Origin of the sequence: Siminovitchia fortis, assembly GCF_007681465.1 — a bacterium.
GTDB lineage: Bacteria > Bacillota > Bacilli > Bacillales > Bacillaceae_C > Siminovitchia > Siminovitchia fortis.
In genome coordinates, this window is record NZ_VEKZ01000005.1 from 50,683 (window position 1) to 73,409 (window position 22,727).

The window sequence follows — 22,727 nt, forward strand, 5'->3', positions numbered from 1 at the left end:
ATGACAAAAAAACAGCTATCCTAAGAAAGCTGTTTTTATCACTATATTCACCTTACATGCTTAATATTTCTTTTATATCGTCTTCCGTTAAACTGGAGAGCATCGTTTCACCCGGCTGGATGACCTGTTCGATCAGTTCCCGTTTTTTCTGCTGCAATTGATAAATCTTTTCTTCAATCGTCCCTTTCGTGATCAGGCGGATCACCTGGACGACATTTTTTTGCCCGAAGCGATGGGCTCTTCCCGCAGCTTGGTCCTCCACTGCCGGATTCCACCATAAATCGTAAAGGATCACTGTATCGGCGGCCGTGAGATTCAAACCGGTCCCTCCCGCCTTCAGCGAAATGAGAAAAATGGCCTTCTCTCCGTTATTGAACTGCTCACTCATTCTCAGCCGCTCCTGTGAGGGCGTCTGCCCGTTCAAATAAAAATGAGGATGCCCCGCTTTTACCAGTTCCTGTTGAATGATTTCCAGCATGCTCGTAAATTGGGAGAAAATCAGGAGCTTTTTCCCATTCTCAATGGAGGCTTCAACAGTTTCCATCAACTGTTCCAGCTTACCAGACTTGCCTTCATAATTTTCCAGGAAAAGCGATGGATGGCAGCAAAGCTGGCGAAGGCGTGTAATGCCTGCCAAAATTTTCATTCGGCTTTTTTGGAATCCCTCTCCCTGCAATGAAGCTGCGGTTTCTTCCTGAATCCGCTGCAAGTACCCTAAATACAGCTCCTTCTGCTCCTTTGACAGTTCGGTAATATGGGTGGATTCGATTTTTTCCGGCAGCTCCTTCAATACATCGGTTTTGAGCCTGCGTAAAATAAACGGCTTGATGATTTGCGAAATTTTTTCAGGTTCCAGCTTTTTAAAATCCTTCAGGCCGGGGAATAGCCCCGGCATAATCGCTTGGAAAATTCCCCACAGTTCATCGACTGAATTCTCAATTGGCGTTCCGCTTAAAGCGAATTTTCGCGATGCCCTGATGCTTCTGACGGCAGCAGCGGATTTCGTCGTGTAATTCTTGATAAACTGCGCTTCGTCCAAAATGAGCGTGTGGAACTGTTCGTTTTTATAAAGATCGATATCCTGTCTAAGTGTGGAGTAAGACGTAATATAAACATCGGCATCCTGCAGGGCCAGGGCTTTCTCCCTTTCCTCCCGCGTTCCGGACACAACAACAGCCCTTACCGATGGGGCAAACTTGTTCCATTCACTCTGCCAGTTATAGATCAATGACGCCGGTGCCACGATCAAATGCCGGTTCCCTTCCTGTTCCGATAAAAGATAAGCAATGCTTTGCAGTGTCTTACCCAATCCCATATCGTCTGCCAAAATTCCCCCGAGATGATATTCCGATAAAGAACGAAACCATTGGTACCCGGTTTTCTGGTATTCTCTCATAGAGGCTTTCAAACCTTCAGGCAATGAATAAATCTGCTCTTCCGGCTTTTTCAAATGATCAAGCAGTCTTTTAAAGGCAGGATCATACTGCTTTTTTGTCCGCAGTGCTTCATCTATTTGCACGCCGCGGAATATTGGAACATGGACGCTCCCTTCTTCCAATTCCTCCTTGCTGACGCGCAGGTCCGTAAAAAGCTCCTGAAGCGATTGAAATTCATCCGTCTCAAGCGATAGAAAAGCCCCGTTTCTCATTCGGTAAAAACGCTTTTTCTCAATCGCGGTTCTCATAATATCGGCAATCTCTTCATCGTCGATCCCTTCAAGCTGGAAGCTGATTTCCAGCAGACCCGCTGACTCTTCCGTTTCGATGTTCGTTTTAGGGACGGGCTGCTCCAAGGAAACAATCCGGCGAATATTGTTTGTCAGAAATAATTCGCACCGCTCTCCAAGCGCCGGCAGGATGAAAAACAGAAATTCATAGAGCTCTTCCTCTTCCAGTTGAAGATGCAGTTCTTTTCCGTTATATTTCATTCCGGCGTTTTCGATGATCGTCATGATTTCCTTCTCTTTTTCGACATCCCTGATTAAAATTTTTCCCGGCTCTTCATGTTGATAAAATGGGTCTACGATTAAACCACCGTAATCATATTCCAGCTTTGCCTTGATAGTATCGTCTTCCAGATCGATATATGCTTTTGCTGCCAGCGGAACCTGGATGATCTGTTCTTTTACCTTTTCTGCAACCCGGACAGTACCCAGCTTTTCCAAGCGCGGCAAAACTTCGGACACAAAAGCATCCGCCTGATCCGCAGCGATGGATATTTTACTGTCTTTCGTTTGAATCTTTAAGATTTTTTCGATGAAAGGAAGAAGGTCAGGCTGCGGAAAATAAATGTCTCCATTTAAAAAGACCAGATCATACGGCCCCATATAAACGGCATTTTCGATATTGGGCAGCAACAGCTCAAGATCATTTTCCTTATTTTTTCCGAGTTCATATTGGAATGGAAATTCTTCCTCGATGATCTTGATCCCGGCAAAAGTCCTGGAACCCAATTTTCCAACCGCATGTCTGTCCGTCAATTTTTCCAGTAATGACCTGGCAAATAACGGAGGGATCATCACGGACCGCGAAGTCGAATAGATAGACGGATTCACATAGTAAGACTTGATGCCTTCGGCATACAGCTTTTCATTTTCGATGATCAGGTACAGCTCATCTAAAATGGCCATGTCCGCCGGATCTATTTCATGTTCTTCCGGACTGTAAGTGAATTTTTTTGTAAACGGGTGTTCCTGGCCGCCCTTAATATGTTCAATAAACTCTCCAACATCACGGACAACATACGCATGATCCACGCCTGCCCTTAGCTCTGCGAAAAGAGCTTGAGGATTGGAAAAATCACAATGATACTCAATTTTTAACCGCTTTTTCCCGAAAGATGGAATGATTTGCTGGACGGAAGTGCCCCCATCAAGCAATTGGAGCAAATCTGCCGCGGCATGATACCTGTCATACGACCTGCCTCTTGCCTGCAGCAATTCATCTTGCTTTTCGCAGATTTCAAGCATGGCAGCCACTATATGCTTGCATTCATAGTACTGTTCAAACGCGGGACAGTCGCAATATACCGCCACATTCTCCGGAAGCTTGCTTACATTCACTTCCACCAGATAGGAATGAGTCCCTTCTACATATGTCCGGCAAATACCGCTTCCATGCTCAAAATTCAATTTTCCAACCCGGCCCTGGAAATAATATTCCCTTCCTCGCCTGTAAATTGTCGGATGAAACATATCTGCTACTTGGTTCTTCTGTATAAGTGCCAAATTGCAATAAACCCTTCTTTCTATCCGAATTGATTTATCGTTAAAGCTTTTATTCTAAAAGTTTATCTTACCTATTTTATCATATTTTCAGACACATTCACATTCCCGAAAAACTGCCGTTTTTCCTTTATAAAACAGGGAAAGGGGGAAAGGAATAATCGTCTGGGGAGGTAGTCATGCTTGGGTGACAATCAAATGATTCATGGGCTCGATTTCCTGAAAAATTTATCACTCAAAGGCATTCTTCTTTTCTTTGTATATGTTTTTATTATTTTTGCTGTAAAATGGACAGTCCTGTTTATTTTCAAAAAGGTATATACATCAGGAAAGTCCAAAGGAAGTTTTATTCCAACTGTTGAAGCCATTCTCAATTGGCTCACGTTTTACGGAACCATCCTTTTATTCATCTTTTATTTTTCAAGAGAAAAATGGCTGTTCGCCCCTATTTATAAAGTAAAAGGGATCGATGTTTCCCTCTTCCTGATTCTGGTGGCCTTCATGATTATCACATTCGCAAACCGAATCGTAAAAGTATTCAACACCCATGTCATGCCGCTCGCTTACAAAAGGTTTCATGTAGATGCCGGTACCGGCTATACGATCAACCGCCTCATTTACTATATAGTGATGATGATTGCCATCATGATCAGCTTTGCCATTGTCGGCTTTAATTGGAAAGCCATTGCCGTCATATTCAGTACACTTGGCATTGGTGTAGGATTCGGGCTTCGAAATGTGGCAGCGAATTTCATCTCGGGGCTGATCATTTTATTCGAAAAGCCGCTGGAGGTTGGTGAAGTAATTGAAGTCGACGGCAAGACAGGAGTAGTGACAAAAATAAAATTGAGGTCCACTTCCATAAAGCTGTACAAAGAAGGGACGCTTATCATTCCGAACCAATATCTCATTGAAAACTTGATCAGGAATCTGGGGGGCGAAAAACTTTATACGAATATTACTGTCGGCGTAGCTTATGGGACGGATACGAAAAAAGCGGAAGCTCTTTTGCAAGAAGCAGCTAATCGGGGGATTGAAGGTGAGGAAGGTGTATTCCCAGACCCTCCGCCATCGGTCCGGCTTACCGACATCCAAGAATCGACTTTGACATTTTCCGTTGCAATCCCGGTTAAAAATACCGAAAGCAAAGAAAAGTTGGAGGATAAACTCCGTCATTTGATCGTCTCTTCTTTTTATAAAAACGATATTCGGCCTGCAGATGTTCCGGATGAACCGGAAGAAGGCAATAAAGGTGATTGATGGAGAGATATTTGGGATAATAAGAAAAGTGGAAGGCTCGTTTAGCGACGGAAGGACTGAGCTTTTGCAGCCAGACACAAAAAGCGAAAAGCGCGGCGTCCAATGCCGGAAGTAAAGCCAACTCTACAAACTTTAAAGTAATGAAAGGATGATCATCATGGCTGAATTAAAACAAATTACATCTGAAGCAGAATGGGAAGCCCTGTTGCAGGGTTCAAAAGAGAAACCTGCATTTTTGTTCAAACATAGCACTACATGCCCTGTCAGCGCCAATGCCTATAAGGAATACCAAGAGTTTGCAACTGACCTGGACAAGTATTATTTGATCGTGAGCGAAAGCCGCCCGGTTTCAAATCAAGTAGCGGAGGATTTGGGAATCAAACATGAATCGCCGCAGATTTTCCTTTTAGACGATGGAAAAGCCGCGTGGAACACTTCCCACTGGAATATTACGGAGAAAAATATGAAGGAAGCATTGGAAGAGAATATAAAATAATGACTTGAGAGGGCGCGGAGGGCGCCCTTTAATCGTTAGCCAGCCGTTTCAACGCCTTTTTCATCACTTGGATTCCATTCACACAGTCCGGCAAGGACGTCCATTCTTCAGGGGAGTGGCTTTTCCCGTTCAGGCTTGGAACAAAAATCATACCGGATGGCACATATTTTCCCATGATCATCGCGTCATGTCCTGCCCCGCTTGGAATGTTGATGGCCGTCAATCCGCTTGTTTCAGCAGCTTCACGGACTGCTTCCTGAATTTTATTAGGGACAACAACAGGCGGGATTTTGACTTCTTCTTTTACTTCTACAGACAGCCCCCGTTTTTGCGCGATTTCCTTCGCCGTATTTTTCAAAGCGGCAATCATTCGGTCTCTCGCATTTTCATCAATATCCCTTGCATCCACCATTAATTCCGTTTTTCCTGCAATCACGTTTGTTCCGTTAGGAAAAATATTCATTTTGCCGACAGTCGCGACAGCCGTTTCGCTAAATATTCTTGGCATTTGTTCAACCGCCAAGATAAACTCCCCTGCTGCAGCCACCGTATCTTTCCGATACTCCATCGGCGTGTTTCCTGCATGGTCTGTTTCACCATAAAATGTAAAGGAAGTCCAGACAGGTCCGGCGATCCCGTTTACGATCCCGATATTTTTCCCTTCCGCCTCCAGCCTTTTTCCCTGCTCAATATGCAATTCCAAAAAAGCATGGATTTCCTTCGGGTTCCGATAAGCGGATGAAATATTGTCGGGGTCGAAGCCGCTTTCCTTCATCGCCTCATATAACACTTTTCCGTTCTGGTCCTTAAATTTCATCAGGTCTTCTTTTTTTACTTCGCCCATCAATGTCCTGCTCCCAAACAGGCTGTTGTTGAACCTTGTACCTTCTTCGTCGACAAATACGACGAGTTCAACCGACCTTTTCAAAGGGGCGCCTGACTGGATAAGCGCCTTGACGGCAAGCAGGCTGCTGACGCATCCGAGCGGTCCGTCAAAAGCACCGCCATTCGGGACACTGTCCAAATGGGAGCCTGTCAACACCACAGGAAGGTCAGGATTTTCCCCATCAAGCCTTCCGAATAAGTTTCCAATCGCATCCTCCTTGACGGCAAGACCCATTTCTTCCATCCATCCGCTGAACAATTGCTTAGCCTGCTTTTCTTCAACTTTATAAGGAAAACGGGAGACTCCCCCTCCCACTGTTCTTCCGATTTCAGCAAGCCCAGCCAGCTTTTCCGCCAATTCAGCCGGATCTATCCCTTCATACGAAGGACAATCGTTTAATTCTTTCAGCAAACGCTTTTTTGAAAAAACTTTTTCCATCATCCACACCGCTTTCTATAAGAAAGTATTTATATCTTAAGAATAGCGGATGCCGGATGCCTGGACAAAAGATATATATTCTCTTTTCACCAGAGCTTGTGTACAATTGAAATAAAAATTAATCGGAATACTTAAGAAAGGCGGTATTTCATGATCACTCTTGATCCAAATGAACTGAAGGGCAAGGAAATGTACAAACTGCTATCTGGGGCCATCGTTCCTCGCCCTATCGCATTTGTCACAACCTCTTCAACTGTAAATGGAGCGGTCAACGCAGCTCCATTCAGCTTTTTCAATATAATCAGCAGCGCCCCCCCGATTATTTCGCTGTCCATCGGAAGACGGAAAGGAAACACCATGAAGGATACGGCACGGAATGCCATTAAAAGTGGTGAGCTTGTCGTACATATAAGCACGGAAAACCTGATTGAAGATATTAACGAAACCGCCGCCTTGCTTCCCGCAGCTCGCAGTGAGCTGGAGTTAACGGGGCTTAACATTGTAGAGAGCACAAAAGTGAGCGTCCCCGGCATTTTGGAAGCAAAGGTCCGATTTGAGTGCCGGCTTGAGCAGCACCACGAAATCAAAAATGACCGCGGCGACACCGTAACTGATTTTCTCATGGCTCGAGTTATATACGTACATATGGATGAAGAAGTATATGACCCCCAAAAAGGCTATGTTTTTACCGAAGCTTTGCGCCCTGTTGCCCGGCTTGCCGGGAATGACTATGCGGAGCTAGGAAAGGTATACAGTTTGCTCCGGCCTGAATAATTTTTTACGAACAAAGGGGACAATAATGGCAAAAGGAGGTCCTCCGATGGAAAAAAATGACCAAAAACTGAATTTAAATAGAAAACCCAAGGAAGAAGTGTTGGAATGGAGCCCGACCGGTTATGGATTTATTGCGGCCGTTCAACAAGATGATGAAGAAACGGATTCTGATGACTATAGCTTGAAAGGATGAAAAAAATGGAGAAATTGAATGAAGAAGCAGCTCCAAACAACAATATGACAAGGGCTGATATTAAATATGCATGGAAGAAAAGCAAGGAGAACCATGAGTTTTCCGAAGAACTCGCCGACGGCGGGGAAAGAAATGAACGTTATAAAGGCCAAGAAAATACAGAAGGTTAAAAGCGGCAGACCGGGCTAACCCCCTGTCTGCCGCCTTTTGTTTAAATATCTCCAATTACAGCCTGCGCGATGTTAACTGCGTGATCTCCGATACGCTCGAGATTGCTGACAATATCCACATAAACGATTCCGGCTGTACCCGTACACTTATTGTCATTAAGCCGCTGGATATGCTTTTTACGGAGATCCCGCTCCATTTTATTGATCAGCCTTTCATTGGCAAGCACCGCTCCCGCTTTGGATTCATTATCTTCCTGCAAAGCTTCAAGCGCCTGGTGAAGAGTGGAGGAAGTCAATTCGAACATCCTGTCCAAATCTTGGATGGCCGATTCAGAAAACTTCACTTTATTATGGATCTGGCTGTCGACAAGTTCCATGATATTTTCTATATGATCACCGATGCGTTCCAAATCCATCACTGTATTCAAGAGGGAACTGTGGGTTTTCAAGTCCTGATCGGATAAGGAATGGTATGAAATTTGAACCAAATAATCCGTAATGACCTTATCCAGATTGTTCAGGGCGTCTTCTATTTGCGGAAGCAGCTCCCGGTGTTTCTTTTCCCTTGTTTTATAAAAGCCACTTACCTCTTTTAGTCCTTGCTCTGCCAGTTCGCCCATTCGAAGAACTTCCTTTTTGCCCTGCCCGAGGGCAACAGACGGGGATTGCCGGATAAAGTTTTCTCCCAAATGAACCGGCCTGAAGTCAATCATCTTATCCTCACCCGGTATGAGTTTCGTGACAATCCAGGCTAATACAGCGATGAAAGGAAATTGTAAAATCGTATTCGACACATTAAATGTTCCGTGGGCAAAAGCAATGGTCATCTTTGGATTCAAGTCCAAGGTTGCCTGCAAATATTCGATAAAATGGGTAAACGGAACGAATAGAATTAAAACAAGAACTGTGCCTATAACATTAAACAGGACATGAGTTAAAGCAGCTCGCTTTGCTGCAATCGAAGCACCAATGGATGCCAATACGGCTGTAATCGTCGTTCCGATATTATCACCGAACAAAATGGGCAAGGCCGCTTGCAAGGTAATGGTGCCTTGATCAAAAAGTGTTTGAAGAAGGGCAATAGATGCCGACGAGCTTTGAACGATAACAGTAAACAGAATACCGGCCAGGACGCCAAGCAGCGGATGATCACTGAGGCTTACTGTTAAATCAGTGAAAAATTGCGCTCCACGAAGTGGCTTCATCGCATCACCCATTAGACTTAAGCCGAAAAACAAAGCGCCAAATCCAAAAATCACTGTTCCAAAGTTATTGACTTTATGATTTTTGAAAAAGAAAATCAAGAAGGCACCAACTGCAATAATCGGCAAGGCATACTCAGAAATATTGATTCCGATAATAAAAGCCGTAACGGTCGTTCCAATATTGGCGCCCATAATGACCCCAATAGCCTGCCTTAACGTCATAAACCCTGCCGTGACCAATCCGATTGTCAAAACCGTCGTTCCAGAACTGGATTGGATTAGACCTGTAACAACAATACCGGTCAACACGCCCAGGACCGGCCTTGTAGTAAACCGGTCAAGCAAATCCCGAAGTCTGTCGCCAGCCGCTTTTTGAAGGCCGTCACCCATCGTCTTAATCCCGTATAGGAAAATTCCCAGCCCTCCAAAAAACATGAAAAGCAATGTTTGCAGATCCATTTCTTCAGCCCTTTTTTCATATCTTTCGACATTATTTATCCTTAAATAATACTAATGAAGAAGCATCAAAAAGTAAACAGAACCCAATGTAAAGAATTTGTTACAAGAAAGGCGGAAGCGCTCGGTCAACGACGTACAGACCGGACGACGGGCTCTTCATTTTTCCTTCTGTTTGAAGTCATACGCCACATTGCCTACCGTGTTTTCTATTTTATCCTCTGCTCGGAAACATTGACCTCGTTTGCCTACTGTAGTTTCAATTTTACCCTCTACTCGGGAGGCATACACTTCGTTTGCCCACCATGTTTTCTATTTTGCCCTCTGCTTGGGAGGCATTGACCTCGTTTGCCTACTGTGTTTTCTATTTTATCCTCTACTCGGGAGGCATACACCTCAATTGCCTACCGTGTTTTCAGTTTTGTCCTCTGCTTGGGAAGCATTCAGGAAATCTTCGAAGCCAGCTACCCGGAGGCTGGGCTCAATTCTCTTTTCGTAAAATAAAAAGAGCATCCCAACAAATCAGAATGCTCTTCACCTAATTTTTCACCCCAACAGCTTAGACGCAACTGCCTTTGCCTTGACAATATCTTTCGTTCCATGCACCAGCATACGGCCGTCGCGGAATAAAACGATACGGTGTCCGTCAAATTGGCAGGCTACCAAATGCACGTTGGAGATCAAATCAGTTACTATTGGGCGAATGGATTCGGCGAGCGGCCTTAATTCCACATTCCTGTCACGCGACAAGGTCAACTGCACTGTATTCCGTCCGCACAAGACCGCCGTTTTCGTTTGATTTTCCCTTGATAAAAACGGATAATCTGCTTTTTTAGAACAGCTTGGACAATTAGGTCGCCGGAGCGTCGTTACATCAATCGCCGCTTGACCGCCTGTCCAAAGATCAAAGGATTTAAGTCTGGGGTCGACTTTTTCCCCGACAATATATTTGAAAACATTCGTCACTTGGTGGGCAGCAACGACCTGTATAATCGGGCTGATGACCCCCGCCGTATCGCAGGTAAGTGTTTGCGGGGGAAGGGTTTCGAGCAAACAATGAAGACAGGGATGACCTCCCAGCCCAATGGGATAAGTCAGCCCATAGCTGGCGACAACCGCTCCCATAAAAAAAGGGATACCCACTTTCAGTGCCGCATCATTCATTAAAAGCCTTGTCTCAATATTGTCCGTAGCATCCACGATCAGCGATTTGCCTCTGGCCAGCTCTTCTGCATTTTCCGGCGTGACATCAGCCACAAAAGTTTCAACTTCAACTGTGCTATTAATATCCCCAAGCCGCTTTTTAGCCGCAACCGCCTTCGGAAGTCGATCCATCACGTCCTGCTCAGTATATAGCTGCTGCCGCTGCAAATTGCTCCAGTCCAAAATGTCCCGGTCCACAATCGTGAGTTTTCCGACACCGGAGCGGGCAAGCATTTCTGCGCTTGCCGATCCAAGCGCCCCAGCTCCGATAATCAAAACATGGGCCTGCCTGATCTTTTTTTGGCCTTCTTCCCCTATCGGCTCAAACAGTTCCTGCCTGGAATATCGTCCGTTCAAGTCGGAAGCAGCCCTTCCGTCGGGCTGCTGGCCACAGCGTAATCACGCTCATCGATTCTTCCGGCTTCAAAACCAAGACGTCCGGCTTCAATCGCCAGCTTCATGGCTTCGGCCATTTTTACAGGATCTTTTGCACCCGAAACGGCTGTATTCAGCAGGACGGCATCCGCTCCAAGCTCCATGGCATATGCGGCATCTTTCGGGGAACCGATTCCTGCGTCAATAATAACCGGCACTTTCGATTGTTCAATAATGAATTTCAGATTGAGCGGATTTAAAATCCCTTTACCCGAACCGATCGGCGAGGCACCCGGCATGACCGCATGAACACCGAGCTCTTCCAGCCTTCTGGCCAATACCACATCATCCGATGTATATGTAAGGACCGTGAAGCCTTCTTCCAATAACATTTCCGAAGCTTTCAGCGTTTCAACCGGATCCGGCAGAAGCGAACGATCACAGCCGATGATTTCCACCTTCACCATGTCGCACAACCCTGAAGCCTTGGCCAGCTTCGCCGTTCTGACGGCTTCCTCCGCGGTTTTTGCCCCGGCCGTATTGGGAAGCAGGGTGTATTTTGATAAATCCAGCATTTCCAGGAAATTCGGCTGCGAAGGTTCAAACACATTCATCCTTCTTACTGCAAAGGTAAGAATTTCAGCTTCCGATACACGGACCGCTTCCTTTTGGATCTCAAAGGACGGATATTTTCCTGTGCCAAGCAATAGTCTTGATCGAAAGGTTTTATCCCCTATTTTTAACATGCTCATTTTTTCATCCTCCCCCTACAAAATGGATCATTTCCACTTCATCCCGATCCCGGATCGGGCGGTCGTAATCGTCTTTTTGAACAATTTCTTTATTTACTTCCACGATCACGATGCGCTCGGTAAGCTCCAAATGCTCAAGCAGCTGCTGAACATTTGAAACACCTTTTGGCAGCTCATATCGGTTTCCATTTAACGTGATATGCACAGCATTCAACCCCCTTCTAAAAATTGATAAGCTCGGCAGGCTTCGTGGTATTCTTCCGCAGCCCTGGCTGGTTTGGCGCTGTCAAAAATTGAAGACATAACGGCAATCCCCCTTATGTTCATCTTGTTCAGTTCCACAACATGCTCAGGCTTGATTCCGCCAATCGCGTATATATCGGACTGCACATTTTCCGCAATCAATTTCAGTTCCTCAAGACCGCGGGCAGGTACACCTTTTTTGCAATCCGTATCGTATACATGTCCATATAAAAGCCAGTCGGCTCCTGACCGGCTCGCCTCCCAGGCTTCTTCCGGCGAGTGGATTGACCTTCCGGTACGCAAATTCGGAAAATACGATTTCACTTGCTGCAACGTCAAGCCGTGGCCGGGAAGCTGTACCTTGTTGATGCCCGTCACAACCGCAACATCTACCCTGTCATTTATGATCAGCTTTTCTTTGTTGACTTTTGCAGCGGACAGACGGCCGATCAATCGTATGTATTCGTTGGCTGTTTTTGTCCTCTCTCTGATGATAAAATAGTCGACGAACGGCTCAACCTCAACGATGATACGAGCAAGCATGGCGACATCAAACCGGTCATTTGTTACGGCGATCAGCTCCACCCCAAGCCCCCTCCTTTGCAAATGCAAATAGCCACCTCCCTTTATCCGGGAAGGTGGCATTATAGACTAAGACAAAATAATGTGGCACTTCCCTACGCAGGCACAAACCTGATCAGGTCATAAGGGTATCGGAGTTACACTCTTCTCTCAGTCCTTTTGAAGGATTCCCCTAGCGTTTTCAGTATAAAATTGTATATCTACAGACATGGTAACACGGAAAAGCAAATAATGGAAGTATATGAAATCTTCAAAAATTCATTTCCAAGTAAAAACGATCGTAAGCCTCTGCCATTTCAAAATCCAATTCCGTCAGGCCCTTTGCTCTCCAAGAGGAAATTTTCACCGTGATCAATTTGTACTCAATTGTTATGAATGGATGATGCTGAACCCTCTCCGACTCTTCTGCAATCTTTTTCACAAAGGAAATTCCTTGCAGATAATCCCTGAAACGGTATTTGCGGACAATCCACTTTTCATCCGCCAGCCTCCACTCCTTCAACTCGGACAACCTTTCTTGAATAGCCTGTTCAGACAATTTTTCCAAAAAGTTCCCCCTCCATTCAAAGTCACATAATTGGACGTTCACTTATAAACATTCTATCATTCCTTTAAGAGATCTTTAAGGAGTGATCGTATTTGAATTCTCCATCCATAAAAAAATTTCACGGAATTCCATTGTCTGTTTTGGACTTGGCGCCAATCACCGAAGGCAGCAATGCCTCTGAATCATTTAAAAACAGCGCCCAGCTGGCACAGCATGTTGAAAAATGGGGGTTTAACCGTTACTGGCTTGCGGAACACCATAATATGCCCGGCATTGCCAGCTCGGCCACTTCAGTGCTCATCGGCCATATAGCGGGCTCCACCAAAACTATTCGGGTCGGAGCCGGCGGCATTATGCTGCCCAACCACGCAACACTAGTTATAGCCGAGCAGTTCGGCACACTGGAGTCGCTTTACCCGGGCCGCATCGATCTCGGACTGGGCCGTGCACCCGGCAGTGACCAGGCCACTGCTTTTGCTCTGCGCCGGACATTAAACAGGGGAGCTGAAGAGTTTCCTCAGCAATTGGAAGAGCTGCAAAATTATTTCAGTGAAAATCCGGTCGGCCGTGTCCATGCCTACCCGGGAAGAGGGCTAAATATTCCAATCTGGCTGCTTGGCTCCAGTGACTTCAGTGCAAGGCTGGCCGCCCTTAAGGGATTGCCTTTTTCTTTCGCAAGCCACTTTGCACCGCAATATACGCTGCCTGCACTAAGACTCTATCGCGACAATTTCCAGCCTTCGGATGTTCTAGAAAAACCGTATGCCATGGTGGGAGTGAACATCATCGCAGCCGACACGGAAGAGCGGGCCAAATGGCTTGCAACTTCACAACAGCAGCAATTCTTGAGCCTGATCAGAAATATGCCGTCCCAGCTAAAACCGCCAATTGATGATATTGAAAAAGCCTGGTCGCCTTTTGAAAGGGCATCAGTCGAACAAACCCTTGATACAGGCTATACATTTGTCGGAACTCCTGACAAAGTCAAGGAACAACTCGAGAAAGTAATTGAGAGCACCGAAGCGGATGAAGTCATTGTCAACTCACAAATTTTCTATCAGGAAGACCGCCTGCGTTCCTATGAAATATTGGCAGAGATGATGGATTGATTTGATGGAAAAACTAAACAGAGTCAGCCCCCCATCAAAGGCCGACTCTGTTTTTTTATTACCAAAGCGCGATCGCGCCATCTGTCCGGGATTCCGTTCCAGCAACCAGCACTCCCGTGTCCGGGTTCCTCCAAATGATCTGTCCCCGTCCAAAATTATTTGTTTCAAGGGCGATACGAATATCATGTCCCTGGAAAGCTAAGCTTTCCGCAAAATGGTGCGGGAAGCGATGCTCCACTTCCACCGTCTTCCCTTTGATCCACTGCCAGCGCGGTGCGTCAAGCGCTGCCTGGGGGTGAAGGCCGAAGTCGATTGAATTCATAATCACCTGGACGTGTCCCTGAGGCTGCATGAACCCGCCCATGACACCGAAAGGTCCGACAGCTTGGTCGCCTTTCGTCAAAAATCCCGGGATGATGGTATGGAATGTCTTCTTTCCGCCTTCAAGGGCATTCACATGGTTCGGATCCAAAGAAAAGTTCTTCCCGCGGTTTTGCAGGGCGATGCCCGTGCCAGGAACTACCAAGCCAGAACCAAATCCCATATAGTTGCTCTGGATAAAGGAAACCATATTCCCTTCTTTATCGGCAGTCGCCAAATAAACAGTTCCACCGGCGGATGGCTTGCCCGGTTCAGGCATGCATGCTTCTGTCTTGATCAGCTTGCGCCGTTCCTCGGCATACGAATCACTTAAAATTTCCTCTACTGTATACTTCATATGCTCCGGATCCGTAATATGCTTGTACCCATCAACATAGGCCAGTTTCATCGCTTCGATCTGCTTATGGTAAGTATCAAGCGACTCTTTTCTCGTAAACTCGAAGCCTTTTAAAATATTCAAAGCCTGAAGCGCTACGATTCCCTGCCCGTTCGGAGGGATTTCCCAAACATCATATCCGCGGTAGTTGATGCTGATCGGGTCAACCCATTCCGCTTGATATTCCGCCAAATCCTCTTCTGTAATAAAACCGCCTGTATCCCTTGAAAAAGCGGCTATTTTCTTTGCCAATTCTCCACGGTAAAAAGACTCTCCGTCCGTTTCCGCTATCGCACTCAACGTATCGGCATGGCCCTGGGACTTCCAGACCTCCCCAACGGCAGGAGCATAGCCGTTCGGAGCAAACGTCTCAAACCAGTGCTTAAATTCGTCACCCCTTAATTCATTGGAAAATTCCAGGTATGCTTTGCGCCAAAATCTGCTTAATGTCGGTGATACCGGATAGCCTTCTTCTGCATAGTTAATGGCATCCTTAAGAACCTCCTTCAATGGCAGCTTTCCGAATCTCCTGGAAAGCTCCGCCCAGGCACCCGGCGCACCCGGTACCGTAACCGGCAGCCATCCATATTTGGGCATCTCATCGTGGCCCATTTCTTTTACTTTCTCTATAGATATGTTTTTGGGTGCCCGTCCGCTTGCGTTTAGACCATGGAGCTTCCCTTTTGTCCAAACAAGTGCAAAAGCATCGCCGCCGATACCGTTGGATGTCGGCTCACACACCGTCAGGCAGGCCGCTGTAGCAATCGCCGCATCAATCGCATTCCCGCCTTTTTGTAAAATCTCGAGCCCCGCCTGTGCTGCAAGCGGCTGGGATGTTGCCACAACCCCGTTCATCGCGTAGGCCGAATTTCTTGTGATCGGGTATGGATGTGATAAGTGGTTGAAAGTGATCAATTGACTCTCTCCTCTATGAAAGAAATAATAATCGGTTGAATAATATGTAAATTTACTCTACCTATTGAAAGAAAGCGCATTCCATTTTATCCTACGAAATTTAAAAAATATTGTCAATAAACAAAGAGAAAATAATAAACTAATATACCCTTCAATAAATAACTAAATGTAATGTTATGCTTTCACTTTGTTATATATGTAAGTCTAATTTATATCATTGCGTCCAAAACAATTTCATTTAGATTAATGTATTAATTTTGAAATAAAAAATCCCATTATTAATTGATTTTGAATGATGAATAGATTATAGTTGATCATATCGAAAGTTATTTTCACAATAACCAAACCATTTGTAATAAGACAAGACAAATTATAAAAGGAATGTGAACAATGAAACCCAAAGATGATTTTGATGCAAATCATATGCCGGCCATGAAATTGAATGATACGGACAAAAAGATCATTGAAATATTGCTGGAAAATGCCCGGATTTCGTATACAGACCTTGCCAAGGAGATCGGGCTGTCCAGGGTAGCCGTGCAATCCCGCATCCAGTCATTGATTGAAGCCGGGGTAATTGAGCGCTTTACGGCTGTCGTCAATCCGATAAAAGTAGGTATTCAGGTATCTGCTTTTTTCAATGTGGATGTGGAACCGAAATATTTGGATGAAATTGCCGAGAAGCTTGCTTTACATCCTGCAGTGACGAGTCTTTATCATATGACAGGACCAAGCACCCTTCATATGCACGGCGTTTTTAAAAATATGAAGGAAATGGAAGAGTTTTTGCTTGAAACACTCTATTCCACAAAAGGAATCATGCGGGTGGACACCCAGATGCTGTTAAAGCGTTACAAGAGTAGAATGGGACTTAAACTTTAAAACTTTCATTCTGACAGGAGGGATTGGAAATGGACCTCAAAGGATATATGGCACTATCAGGCGCCATGCTAAGAGTCGGGATTTTCGGTTATGGAGGAGGACCTTCCGTCATTCCTCTGTTCCGTCATGAAGCCGTTATTCGCTATAAATGGATGACGGATAAAGAATTCGGTGAGCTGCTGGCTTTTGCCAATGCATTGCCCGGACCAATTGCCACAAAGCTGGCCGCACAGCTCGGTTATCAACAAAAAGGGGCGATGGGCGCAGTAGCGGCCATACTTGTTCATATTTTGCCTACAACCATTGCCATGGTTGCTTTATTGGGCGCCCTATATTCCATGAAGGAATCAGTGATCATAGCTGGAATGATTGCAGCTGTCAGGCCGGTTATTGCCGTCTTGCTCGGGATCACCGCCTATGAGTTTTGCGCAAAAACCTGGGGCGGGCTTGGAAAGGTGATTGGCGTAGGATTTGGGATCATCGCCTTTTTGCTGCTTGGTTTGTTGGATGTTCATCCTGCCATTGTCATTATTGCTTTTTTGGCTTACGGTACGGTCCATATCAAAGTGTATAATTGGGCTAAACAGAAGTGGGGAAGAAAAGAAGAAAGCATGCGTGAAAATAGCGGGGGAATGTCTTCATGATTTATTGGGATTTATTTTGGGCCTTTTTTGTCGCCAACATTTTAGGTTACGGCGGAGGCCCCGCAACCATACCGTTAACACAGCAGCAGGTAGTCGACCATTACGGGTGGATGACAAATACGGAATTCGTTGATATGCTGGCTGTCGCAAACGCCCTGCCCGGCCCGATTGCAACAAAAATCGCCGCTTTCGCGGGATACCAGGAAGCCGGCTGGCTCGGGCTCATTGTTGCTTCCATAGGCACAATAGCACCCTCTGCCATCGCCATTATAGTGTTGCTGAAAATTTTGAATCAATTTAAACAATCGCCTGTCGTCAAAGGGATGACCATGTTGGTGCAGCCGGTCATCGCAGTCATGATGATCCAGCTCACTTGGCAATTCAGCTCCGTCTCCTTCGACTCCATCGGTATTTGGCAATCCGTTTTTATCGGCTTAATTGCACTGGTCGCCATGGTCTGGTGGAAAATCCACCCCGCGATTATGATTGTTGCTGCATTTATATACGGGGGCGTTGTGCTACCTCATTTTATGGCTTAATGCATACAAAACCGACTGCTTCATGGGAAGCAGTCGGTTTTGTTATGGCCAAGTTGTTTTTACGGGTATGCCAGTCAATCTGATTTAATCATTCTCAGTATACGTCTTAGATTAGTCAGACTTTGTAGTGTTCCAAAAAACCGGTCCGTGGAACATCTCAAAGTTTTTAACATTGGTCCGAATCGCGGCAACACTATCTATATCCCCAAATTTAATGGCAGGCAGGTAGTTCCAAGATTCCTCTTGAAGTTTGCCAAATATCTCTTTCGCCTCTTCATCTGATGGAGCAACCATCAATTGGTCCAACAATTGATCAATTTCAGGACTATTCGACCAACCGGTATAGTTAGTCCTGGAGTCTAAAAAGTTAATTTGTGTTGGGTCAGTCGCCACTTGATAACTCATTGGCATTAAGTCATAAAATTTATCATCTTCCCTGACTTCCATCAGAGTGGCCCAATCATATATCTCTAATTTAGATTTAACTCCAATCTTTTTAAGGTTTTCCTGAATAACAACCGCTGTATGATATTGTTCATTATAATCCTTTGTTGTTAATATTGTTAGTTCTTCTCCGTTATAACCAGCCTCTTTAAACAATTTTTTGGCAGCTTCCGGGTCATATGCGTCATACTTGTCTTTCCCCTTGTCACTGTACCAGCTTACAAACTCCTTAGCTAATAATCCATGTTCCTGGGTATAGAACTTTTCATCCGTGAATGCGGCCATCATTACTTCCTTTTTATCCACTGCCAAGTTTAACGCCTGTCTGGCTTTTTCATTGGAAAATAGCCCATTACGTTTATTAAATACAACTGTGTTAAATCCATTTGTATAGGTCATTGTTTCCAGGTTTCCGTCACTTTCCAATGCTGCAAAATTATCGTGAGGAATTTCAAGTGATACATCGTACTCTCCCGTTTGAATTCCGGCAGTTCTAGTTGATTCATCAGGAACGATATGGAAAACCAATTCATCAACCATCGGGTCCTTCTTGCCGACCAATCCATCCGGTTCATTACGCGGCGATTGGTAATCTTCATTTTTAACCATCTTAATATATTGATCCTGTTTCCATTCTTCAAGCTTGAACGGGCCTGTTCCAACATACTCTTTCACTCCGGCTTTTGGTGCATTTTCAATCACTTCTTTTGGCATAATAGCCGGAAAGTTTATATTAGTGGCTAATATATACTTCGCGATTGTAAATGGCTTATCCATTTTTAACACAACCGTATAATCATCTTCTTTTACAAATTCAGATTTGGAAAAATAGGTGTTTGCCTTTCCATTTAACTCTCTCCAGCGTTCCATGGAAGCTACGACATCATCTGCCGTCATTTCCTTCCCATTATGGAATTTAACGCCTTTTCTTAATTTAAAAGTGATGCTTTTAAGATCTTCACTTGATTCAAACGACTCCGCCAGCAATGGTGCAGCTTCGTTCCTTTCATTGAAGGCCAAGAGCGATTCGAAAATATTACGCCCAATTTCTGTCGTGGCCACCGAAACGGTAGCATGCGGATCTAAGGTAGGCGGTTGTGCCATATAAGCGACATTCAATGTACCGCCTTTTTCATCACTTTTTTGGCTTTTACCGGCTTCATCAGATGACGAAGCACAGCCAACCAACATAAAGACGATCAAAAAAGATATGAATAATTTTTTCATGTTCTTTCCTCCCTTGTATTTTTTATGATTTTCCACATATAAAAACAATTACATTGTTACCGCTCTCATATTATTTTTATCTTCACATGCTCCTTCCAGATCCCTCCGCAACCCCTTCCTTCAGATATTTTTTAATGATAGCCCTTTCATTTTCGTGTTTCACTCTTTTACAAAGCTTGTGTTACCTTTATCTTATTATAAAAAAAGTTCCGATAATAGATTTGCACTATTGTTGGGGCTTTTTGAACTTTATTGACATCATTTGACCCAATTTGCTAATTCCATTTTTTGCGTACCTTATTTTAAGCCTTAAAAAAAGTGTCCCCCACTAAGCTTTCTTAGCGGAGGACACCTTTTATAATTTAATGGCGGATCCTTTTTCCTGCATCTCTTTTCCATTTTCCATTATTTTTAATTATTTTTCGATCTGATTTAGATCGGTCAATGGGTTAGACTAGTTAGACTTTGTCGTATTCCAAAAAGACGGACCTTGAAACCACTCAAAACCTTCAACATTGGTACGTATAGCGGTAACCCTATCATAATCACCAAATTTTATAGCAGGCAAGTAGTTCCAAGTTTCATCTTGCAGTTTGCCGAATATCTCTTTAGCCTCTTCATCAGAAGGAGCCACCATCAATTGATCCAACAATTGATCAATTTTCGGGCTATTCGACCAGCCTGTATAATTAATTCTAGAGTCTAAAAAGTTAATTTGCGTTGGGTCAGTGACTGGTATGTTACCCATTGTCAATAGATCATAAAATTTGTCATCTTCTCTGACTTCCATCAATGTAGCCCAGTCATACACTAGTAATTCAGTCTTAACCCCAATCTTTTTAAGGTTGTCCTGAATAACAACTGCAGTTTGATAGTGAGAATCATACTCCCTGGTAGTTAATATTTTCAGTTTTTCCCCGTTATAGCCAGCCTCTTTAAATAACTTTTTAGCCGCTTCCGGGTCATATGCATCATATTTTTCTTTACCCTGTTCGCTGTACCAGCTTACATATTCCTTCGTTAACAATCCGTGTTCCTGCGTATAGAACTTTTTATCGGTGTATGCAGCCATCATTACCTCTTTTTTATCCACTGCAAGGTTTAAAGCTTCTCGGGCTTTTTCATTCGAAAACAGCCCATTGCGCTTGTTAAATATAACCGAGCTGAATCCTTCCGGATGGGTAATTGCTTCTAAATTCGCATCACTTTCAATTACAGAAACATTATCGTAAGGGATATTAAGTGCCACATCGTACTCTCCCGTTTGTATCCCAGCGGTTCTCGTTGAAGCATCTGGGACCATATGGAAAACCAATTCGTCAACCATCGGATCCTTTTTACCGACCACCCCATCAGGTTCTTTTCGCGGCGATTGATAATCTTCATTTTTAACCAGCTTAATATACTGGTCCTGCTTCCATTCCTCAAGCTTGAATGGACCTGTTCCAATATACTCCTCAACTCCGGATTTTGGTGCATTTTCAATCACTTCTTTTGGCATAATAGCCGGGAAATTGATATTAGTGGCTAAAATATACTTGGCGATTGTAAACGGCTTATCCATTTTTAAAACAACTGTATAATCATCTTCTTTTACAAATTCAGATTTTGAGAAATATGTGTTCGCCTTGCCATTTAATACTTTCCAGCGCTCCATAGAAGCTACTACATCATCTGCGGTCATTTCTTTCCCATTATGGAATTTAACGCCTTTTCTTAATTTGAAAGTGATGCTTTTAAGATCTTCACTTGATTCAAATGATTCTGCCAGTAATGGAGCAGCTTCATTCCTTTCATTGAATCCAAGAAGTGTTTCGAAAATATTGCGGCCAATCTGAGCTGTAGGCACCGCAACAGTCACATGCGGGTCCAAGGTAGGCGGTTGTGCCATAAAAGCGACATTCAACGTGCCACCTTTTTCATCACTTTTTCCACTTTTGCTTGTTTCATCAGAAGAAGAAGCACAGCCAACCAACATAAAGATTATCAAAAAAGATATGAATATTTTTTTCATGATCTTCCCTCCGTTGTACTTTTATGATTTTCCACCTTTAAATAATTACATTGTTACCGCGCTAATATTATCTATTTCTTCGAATGTTCCTTCCTGACCTACACGTAATAATGCTCTTCTTTCTGACAGATTCATAATAATAGAGAAAATGGTTTCTACTTTTCGATATTCTGGTGCGTTTTCATTTTCAAAATGATTAATGGAGCTTGGTTTATTCAACGTATCCGATAACCATCTCTCAAACGTTTGTTCATTAATAGGTTCTTTAGCAGCTATGCTTGCTTTAATAAGTTGATCAGCCCTTTTCTTTCGAAGGATTGAATCTTCAAACCGAACATCATTCACGTCATTTACATATTGCTTAATGACATTGGAGCAAATATGGTTTGTGTGAGTCAGCCAACCATCGTCGCCACCTACATAATCAATCCCAAAAGGAGAGACCTCCAGATTCACCGTCATTCCATTTCCATTGCCATCATCATAGCCAATTAAAAAATTTCCGGAAGCCGCAATTTGCCCATTTGAAATCTTAGAAATTGCTTCGGCTTGGGAATATGAGTTTAATACGGCTCGATATCCAAGATGCAGCGGTATTTTGTTTGTCCCTTTATCTGTAACTAAAGCATTTAAACAAAAGCCTACCCCTGCTGAGTTAAAACCAATCTTCCCTATGATCCCACCTTCGGTTACCATTGTGATAAGCGGGGCATTCTTAGCTTCTATATCAAGTAATAGCAAACTGTTTTTTTGTGATGCCGTCCAATCCCAGGTTTGGCCGATGATCGTGTCTTTAATGATTGGACTGGAAACAGCCATGGACGTACAGCCATCCGAAAAAACCTCCCCTATATTCGTCAGGGCTATTTCACTTCGGGCGTTTAACGTCAAAATATCTTCAAAATCTACTCCCGCTCCCTCTGCAATCCCTTCCATTTCTTCAATCATCTGAAAATCATATTTTTCAATCGCATTTAAATGAAGCAATGAGTGCTCCCTTGCTTCTTGCCAACTCATTTTTTTGGCTACATAAAATAGCCTTTCATATGCTTTCAGACTATTCATCACTTCTTGTTTCCCCTGGCTCCCATGCAGGAATCCTATTTCCTTTGCAGAGCCCTGGAGATGTAACTTCTTAATCATAAAATGCATTCCCCTCTCTGATTTTGTTTGAATCCTCTTCCAAACGTGATACTTGATTACAAACTGAACGTGCACCTTCAACAGATGGCAATATTGATCGTTTTTAAAAAAAGCGTCCCCCACTAAGCATTCCTAGCGGAGGACGCCTTTTATAATTTAATGGCGGAACCTTTTTCCGGCATCTCGCTTCCATTTTCCATTGCACTTTTCACTTTTAATTACTTATTGATCTGATTTAGATACAATCGGT

General features: G+C 44.1%; 21 protein-coding genes and 1 riboswitch. Of the genes, 9 read left to right on the forward strand and 12 right to left on the reverse strand.

All coding sequences use genetic code 11. From position 1 onward, the window contains the following. Positions 1-52: 52 nt before the first annotated feature. Entirely contained in the window at positions 53-3,226 is a 3,174-nt protein-coding gene (locus FS666_RS03100) for a DEAD/DEAH box helicase (protein ID WP_144460556.1), read from the reverse strand. A 180-nt stretch (positions 3,227-3,406) separates the two neighbouring features. Here FS666_RS03100 and FS666_RS03105 point away from each other — a divergent pair, with 180 nt between their 5' ends. Together FS666_RS03105 and ytxJ are read left to right on the forward strand one after the other, a co-directional pair. Continuing rightward, a complete protein-coding gene (locus FS666_RS03105; RefSeq protein ID WP_144460555.1) occupies positions 3,407-4,483 on the forward strand; it encodes a mechanosensitive ion channel family protein in 1,077 nt (358 codons plus the stop codon). A 157-nt stretch (positions 4,484-4,640) separates the two neighbouring features. Next, complete coding sequence (gene ytxJ / locus FS666_RS03110) at positions 4,641-4,979, forward strand: bacillithiol system redox-active protein YtxJ (RefSeq protein WP_144460553.1); 339 nt, start codon at positions 4,641-4,643, stop codon at positions 4,977-4,979. Between the two features lie 28 nt (positions 4,980-5,007). Here the strand turns inward: ytxJ and FS666_RS03115 are convergent, their stop codons facing one another. After that, on the reverse strand, positions 5,008-6,303 hold the full coding sequence (locus FS666_RS03115) for a Zn-dependent hydrolase (RefSeq protein WP_144460593.1): 1,296 nt from the start codon (positions 6,301-6,303) through the stop codon (positions 5,008-5,010). A 150-nt stretch (positions 6,304-6,453) separates the two neighbouring features. Between FS666_RS03115 and FS666_RS03120 the strand changes: the two genes are divergently transcribed. Genes FS666_RS03120 through FS666_RS19655 form a run of 3 tightly spaced genes read left to right on the forward strand, consistent with a single transcriptional unit; the run spans position 6,454 to position 7,440 of the window. Next, the gene (locus FS666_RS03120) at positions 6,454-7,077 is read left to right on the forward strand and encodes a flavin reductase family protein (protein WP_144460551.1); all 624 of its coding nucleotides are present in this window, start codon (positions 6,454-6,456) and stop codon (positions 7,075-7,077) included. Positions 7,078-7,123: 46 nt separating this feature from the next. Beyond that, the gene (locus FS666_RS19650; protein WP_186306443.1) at positions 7,124-7,270 is read left to right on the forward strand and encodes a hypothetical protein; all 147 of its coding nucleotides are present in this window, start codon (positions 7,124-7,126) and stop codon (positions 7,268-7,270) included. A 5-nt stretch (positions 7,271-7,275) separates the two neighbouring features. Further along, the gene (locus FS666_RS19655; protein ID WP_186306444.1) at positions 7,276-7,440 is read left to right on the forward strand and encodes a hypothetical protein; all 165 of its coding nucleotides are present in this window, start codon (positions 7,276-7,278) and stop codon (positions 7,438-7,440) included. A 41-nt stretch (positions 7,441-7,481) separates the two neighbouring features. Here FS666_RS19655 and FS666_RS03125 read toward each other — a convergent pair whose 3' ends face one another. From FS666_RS03125 to FS666_RS03150, 6 genes are all read right to left on the reverse strand, one after another. Beyond that, positions 7,482-9,104 (reverse strand): Na/Pi cotransporter family protein, encoded by a 1,623-nt coding sequence (locus FS666_RS03125; RefSeq protein WP_144460549.1) that lies wholly within the window; start codon positions 9,102-9,104, stop codon positions 7,482-7,484. Positions 9,105-9,647: 543 nt separating this feature from the next. Further along, positions 9,648-10,661 (reverse strand): ThiF family adenylyltransferase, encoded by a 1,014-nt coding sequence (locus FS666_RS03130; protein ID WP_144460547.1) that lies wholly within the window; start codon positions 10,659-10,661, stop codon positions 9,648-9,650. Continuing rightward, a complete protein-coding gene (locus tag FS666_RS03135; RefSeq protein ID WP_144460546.1) occupies positions 10,658-11,431 on the reverse strand; it encodes a thiazole synthase in 774 nt (257 codons plus the stop codon). Before FS666_RS03135 ends, FS666_RS03130 begins: the two co-directional genes overlap by 4 nt. A gap of 4 nt (positions 11,432-11,435) precedes the next feature. Then, positions 11,436-11,636: a sulfur carrier protein ThiS gene (thiS, locus tag FS666_RS03140; RefSeq protein ID WP_120074256.1), complete on the reverse strand. Its 201-nt coding sequence runs from the start codon at positions 11,634-11,636 to the stop codon at positions 11,436-11,438. Between the two features lie 5 nt (positions 11,637-11,641). Then, on the reverse strand, positions 11,642-12,286 hold the full coding sequence (locus FS666_RS03145) for a thiamine phosphate synthase (protein WP_186306445.1): 645 nt from the start codon (positions 12,284-12,286) through the stop codon (positions 11,642-11,644). A gap of 45 nt (positions 12,287-12,331) precedes the next feature. After that, a riboswitch (TPP riboswitch) is annotated at positions 12,332-12,440 on the reverse strand. A 66-nt stretch (positions 12,441-12,506) separates the two neighbouring features. Further along, on the reverse strand, positions 12,507-12,803 hold the full coding sequence (locus FS666_RS03150; protein WP_144460542.1) for a 4a-hydroxytetrahydrobiopterin dehydratase: 297 nt from the start codon (positions 12,801-12,803) through the stop codon (positions 12,507-12,509). 92 nt (positions 12,804-12,895) lie between these two features. On the opposite strand from FS666_RS03150, the gene FS666_RS03155 reads away from it, so the two are divergent. Then, the gene (locus FS666_RS03155) at positions 12,896-13,912 is read left to right on the forward strand and encodes an LLM class flavin-dependent oxidoreductase (protein WP_144460540.1); all 1,017 of its coding nucleotides are present in this window, start codon (positions 12,896-12,898) and stop codon (positions 13,910-13,912) included. 58 nt (positions 13,913-13,970) lie between these two features. Here FS666_RS03155 and FS666_RS03160 read toward each other — a convergent pair whose 3' ends face one another. Next, the gene (locus tag FS666_RS03160; protein ID WP_144460592.1) at positions 13,971-15,524 is read right to left on the reverse strand and encodes a gamma-glutamyltransferase family protein; all 1,554 of its coding nucleotides are present in this window, start codon (positions 15,522-15,524) and stop codon (positions 13,971-13,973) included. 450 nt (positions 15,525-15,974) lie between these two features. On the opposite strand from FS666_RS03160, the gene chrS reads away from it, so the two are divergent. Genes chrS through chrA form a run of 3 tightly spaced genes read left to right on the forward strand, consistent with a single transcriptional unit; the run spans position 15,975 to position 17,649 of the window. Beyond that, positions 15,975-16,466, forward strand: a complete 492-nt coding sequence (chrS, locus tag FS666_RS03165) for a chromate efflux transcriptional regulator ChrS (RefSeq protein WP_144460538.1) — start codon at positions 15,975-15,977, stop codon at positions 16,464-16,466. A gap of 29 nt (positions 16,467-16,495) precedes the next feature. Further along, complete coding sequence (gene chrB, locus FS666_RS03170) at positions 16,496-17,110, forward strand: chromate efflux transporter ChrB (RefSeq protein WP_144460536.1); 615 nt, start codon at positions 16,496-16,498, stop codon at positions 17,108-17,110. Continuing rightward, positions 17,107-17,649 carry a chromate efflux transporter ChrA gene (gene chrA / locus FS666_RS03175; protein WP_120074245.1) on the forward strand — a complete coding sequence of 181 codons (543 nt, stop codon included), beginning with the start codon at positions 17,107-17,109 and terminating at the stop codon, positions 17,647-17,649. The genes chrB and chrA overlap by 4 nt, the downstream gene beginning before the upstream one ends. Positions 17,650-17,760: 111 nt before the next feature. On the opposite strand, the gene FS666_RS03180 is transcribed toward chrA, so the two are convergent. The 3 genes from FS666_RS03180 to FS666_RS03190 form a co-directional block, all read right to left on the reverse strand. After that, positions 17,761-19,320 (reverse strand): ABC transporter substrate-binding protein, encoded by a 1,560-nt coding sequence (locus FS666_RS03180; RefSeq protein ID WP_144460534.1) that lies wholly within the window; start codon positions 19,318-19,320, stop codon positions 17,761-17,763. 454 nt (positions 19,321-19,774) lie between these two features. Beyond that, positions 19,775-21,334, reverse strand: a complete 1,560-nt coding sequence (locus FS666_RS03185; protein WP_144460532.1) for an ABC transporter substrate-binding protein — start codon at positions 21,332-21,334, stop codon at positions 19,775-19,777. Positions 21,335-21,379: 45 nt separating this feature from the next. Beyond that, entirely contained in the window at positions 21,380-22,486 is a 1,107-nt protein-coding gene (locus FS666_RS03190; RefSeq protein ID WP_260841966.1) for a C45 family autoproteolytic acyltransferase/hydrolase, read from the reverse strand. Positions 22,487-22,727: the final 241 nt, after the last annotated feature.

Excerpts from the sequence above, each read along its gene's own strand:
- ytxJ (WP_144460553.1), top strand. The coding sequence starts at position 4,641 with ATGGCTGAATTAAAACAAATTACATCTGAAGCAGAATGGGAAGCCCTG.
- FS666_RS03115 (WP_144460593.1), bottom strand. The coding sequence starts at position 6,303 with ATGGAAAAAGTTTTTTCAAAAAAGCGTTTGCTGAAAGAATTAAACGAT.
- FS666_RS03120 (WP_144460551.1), top strand. The coding sequence starts at position 6,454 with ATGATCACTCTTGATCCAAATGAACTGAAGGGCAAGGAAATGTACAAA.
- FS666_RS19650 (WP_186306443.1), top strand. The coding sequence starts at position 7,124 with ATGGAAAAAAATGACCAAAAACTGAATTTAAATAGAAAACCCAAGGAA.
- FS666_RS19655 (WP_186306444.1), top strand. The coding sequence starts at position 7,276 with ATGGAGAAATTGAATGAAGAAGCAGCTCCAAACAACAATATGACAAGG.
- FS666_RS03125 (WP_144460549.1), bottom strand. The coding sequence starts at position 9,104 with ATGGATCTGCAAACATTGCTTTTCATGTTTTTTGGAGGGCTGGGAATT.
- FS666_RS03135 (WP_144460546.1), bottom strand. The coding sequence starts at position 11,431 with ATGAGCATGTTAAAAATAGGGGATAAAACCTTTCGATCAAGACTATTG.
- FS666_RS03160 (WP_144460592.1), bottom strand. The coding sequence starts at position 15,524 with ATGAACGGGGTTGTGGCAACATCCCAGCCGCTTGCAGCACAGGCGGGG.
- chrS (WP_144460538.1), top strand. The coding sequence starts at position 15,975 with ATGAAACCCAAAGATGATTTTGATGCAAATCATATGCCGGCCATGAAA.
- chrB (WP_144460536.1), top strand. The coding sequence starts at position 16,496 with ATGGACCTCAAAGGATATATGGCACTATCAGGCGCCATGCTAAGAGTC.
- chrA (WP_120074245.1), top strand. The coding sequence starts at position 17,107 with ATGATTTATTGGGATTTATTTTGGGCCTTTTTTGTCGCCAACATTTTA.
- FS666_RS03180 (WP_144460534.1), bottom strand. The coding sequence starts at position 19,320 with ATGAAAAAATTATTCATATCTTTTTTGATCGTCTTTATGTTGGTTGGC.
- FS666_RS03185 (WP_144460532.1), bottom strand. The coding sequence starts at position 21,334 with ATGAAAAAAATATTCATATCTTTTTTGATAATCTTTATGTTGGTTGGC.
- FS666_RS03190 (WP_260841966.1), bottom strand. The coding sequence starts at position 22,486 with ATGCATTTTATGATTAAGAAGTTACATCTCCAGGGCTCTGCAAAGGAA.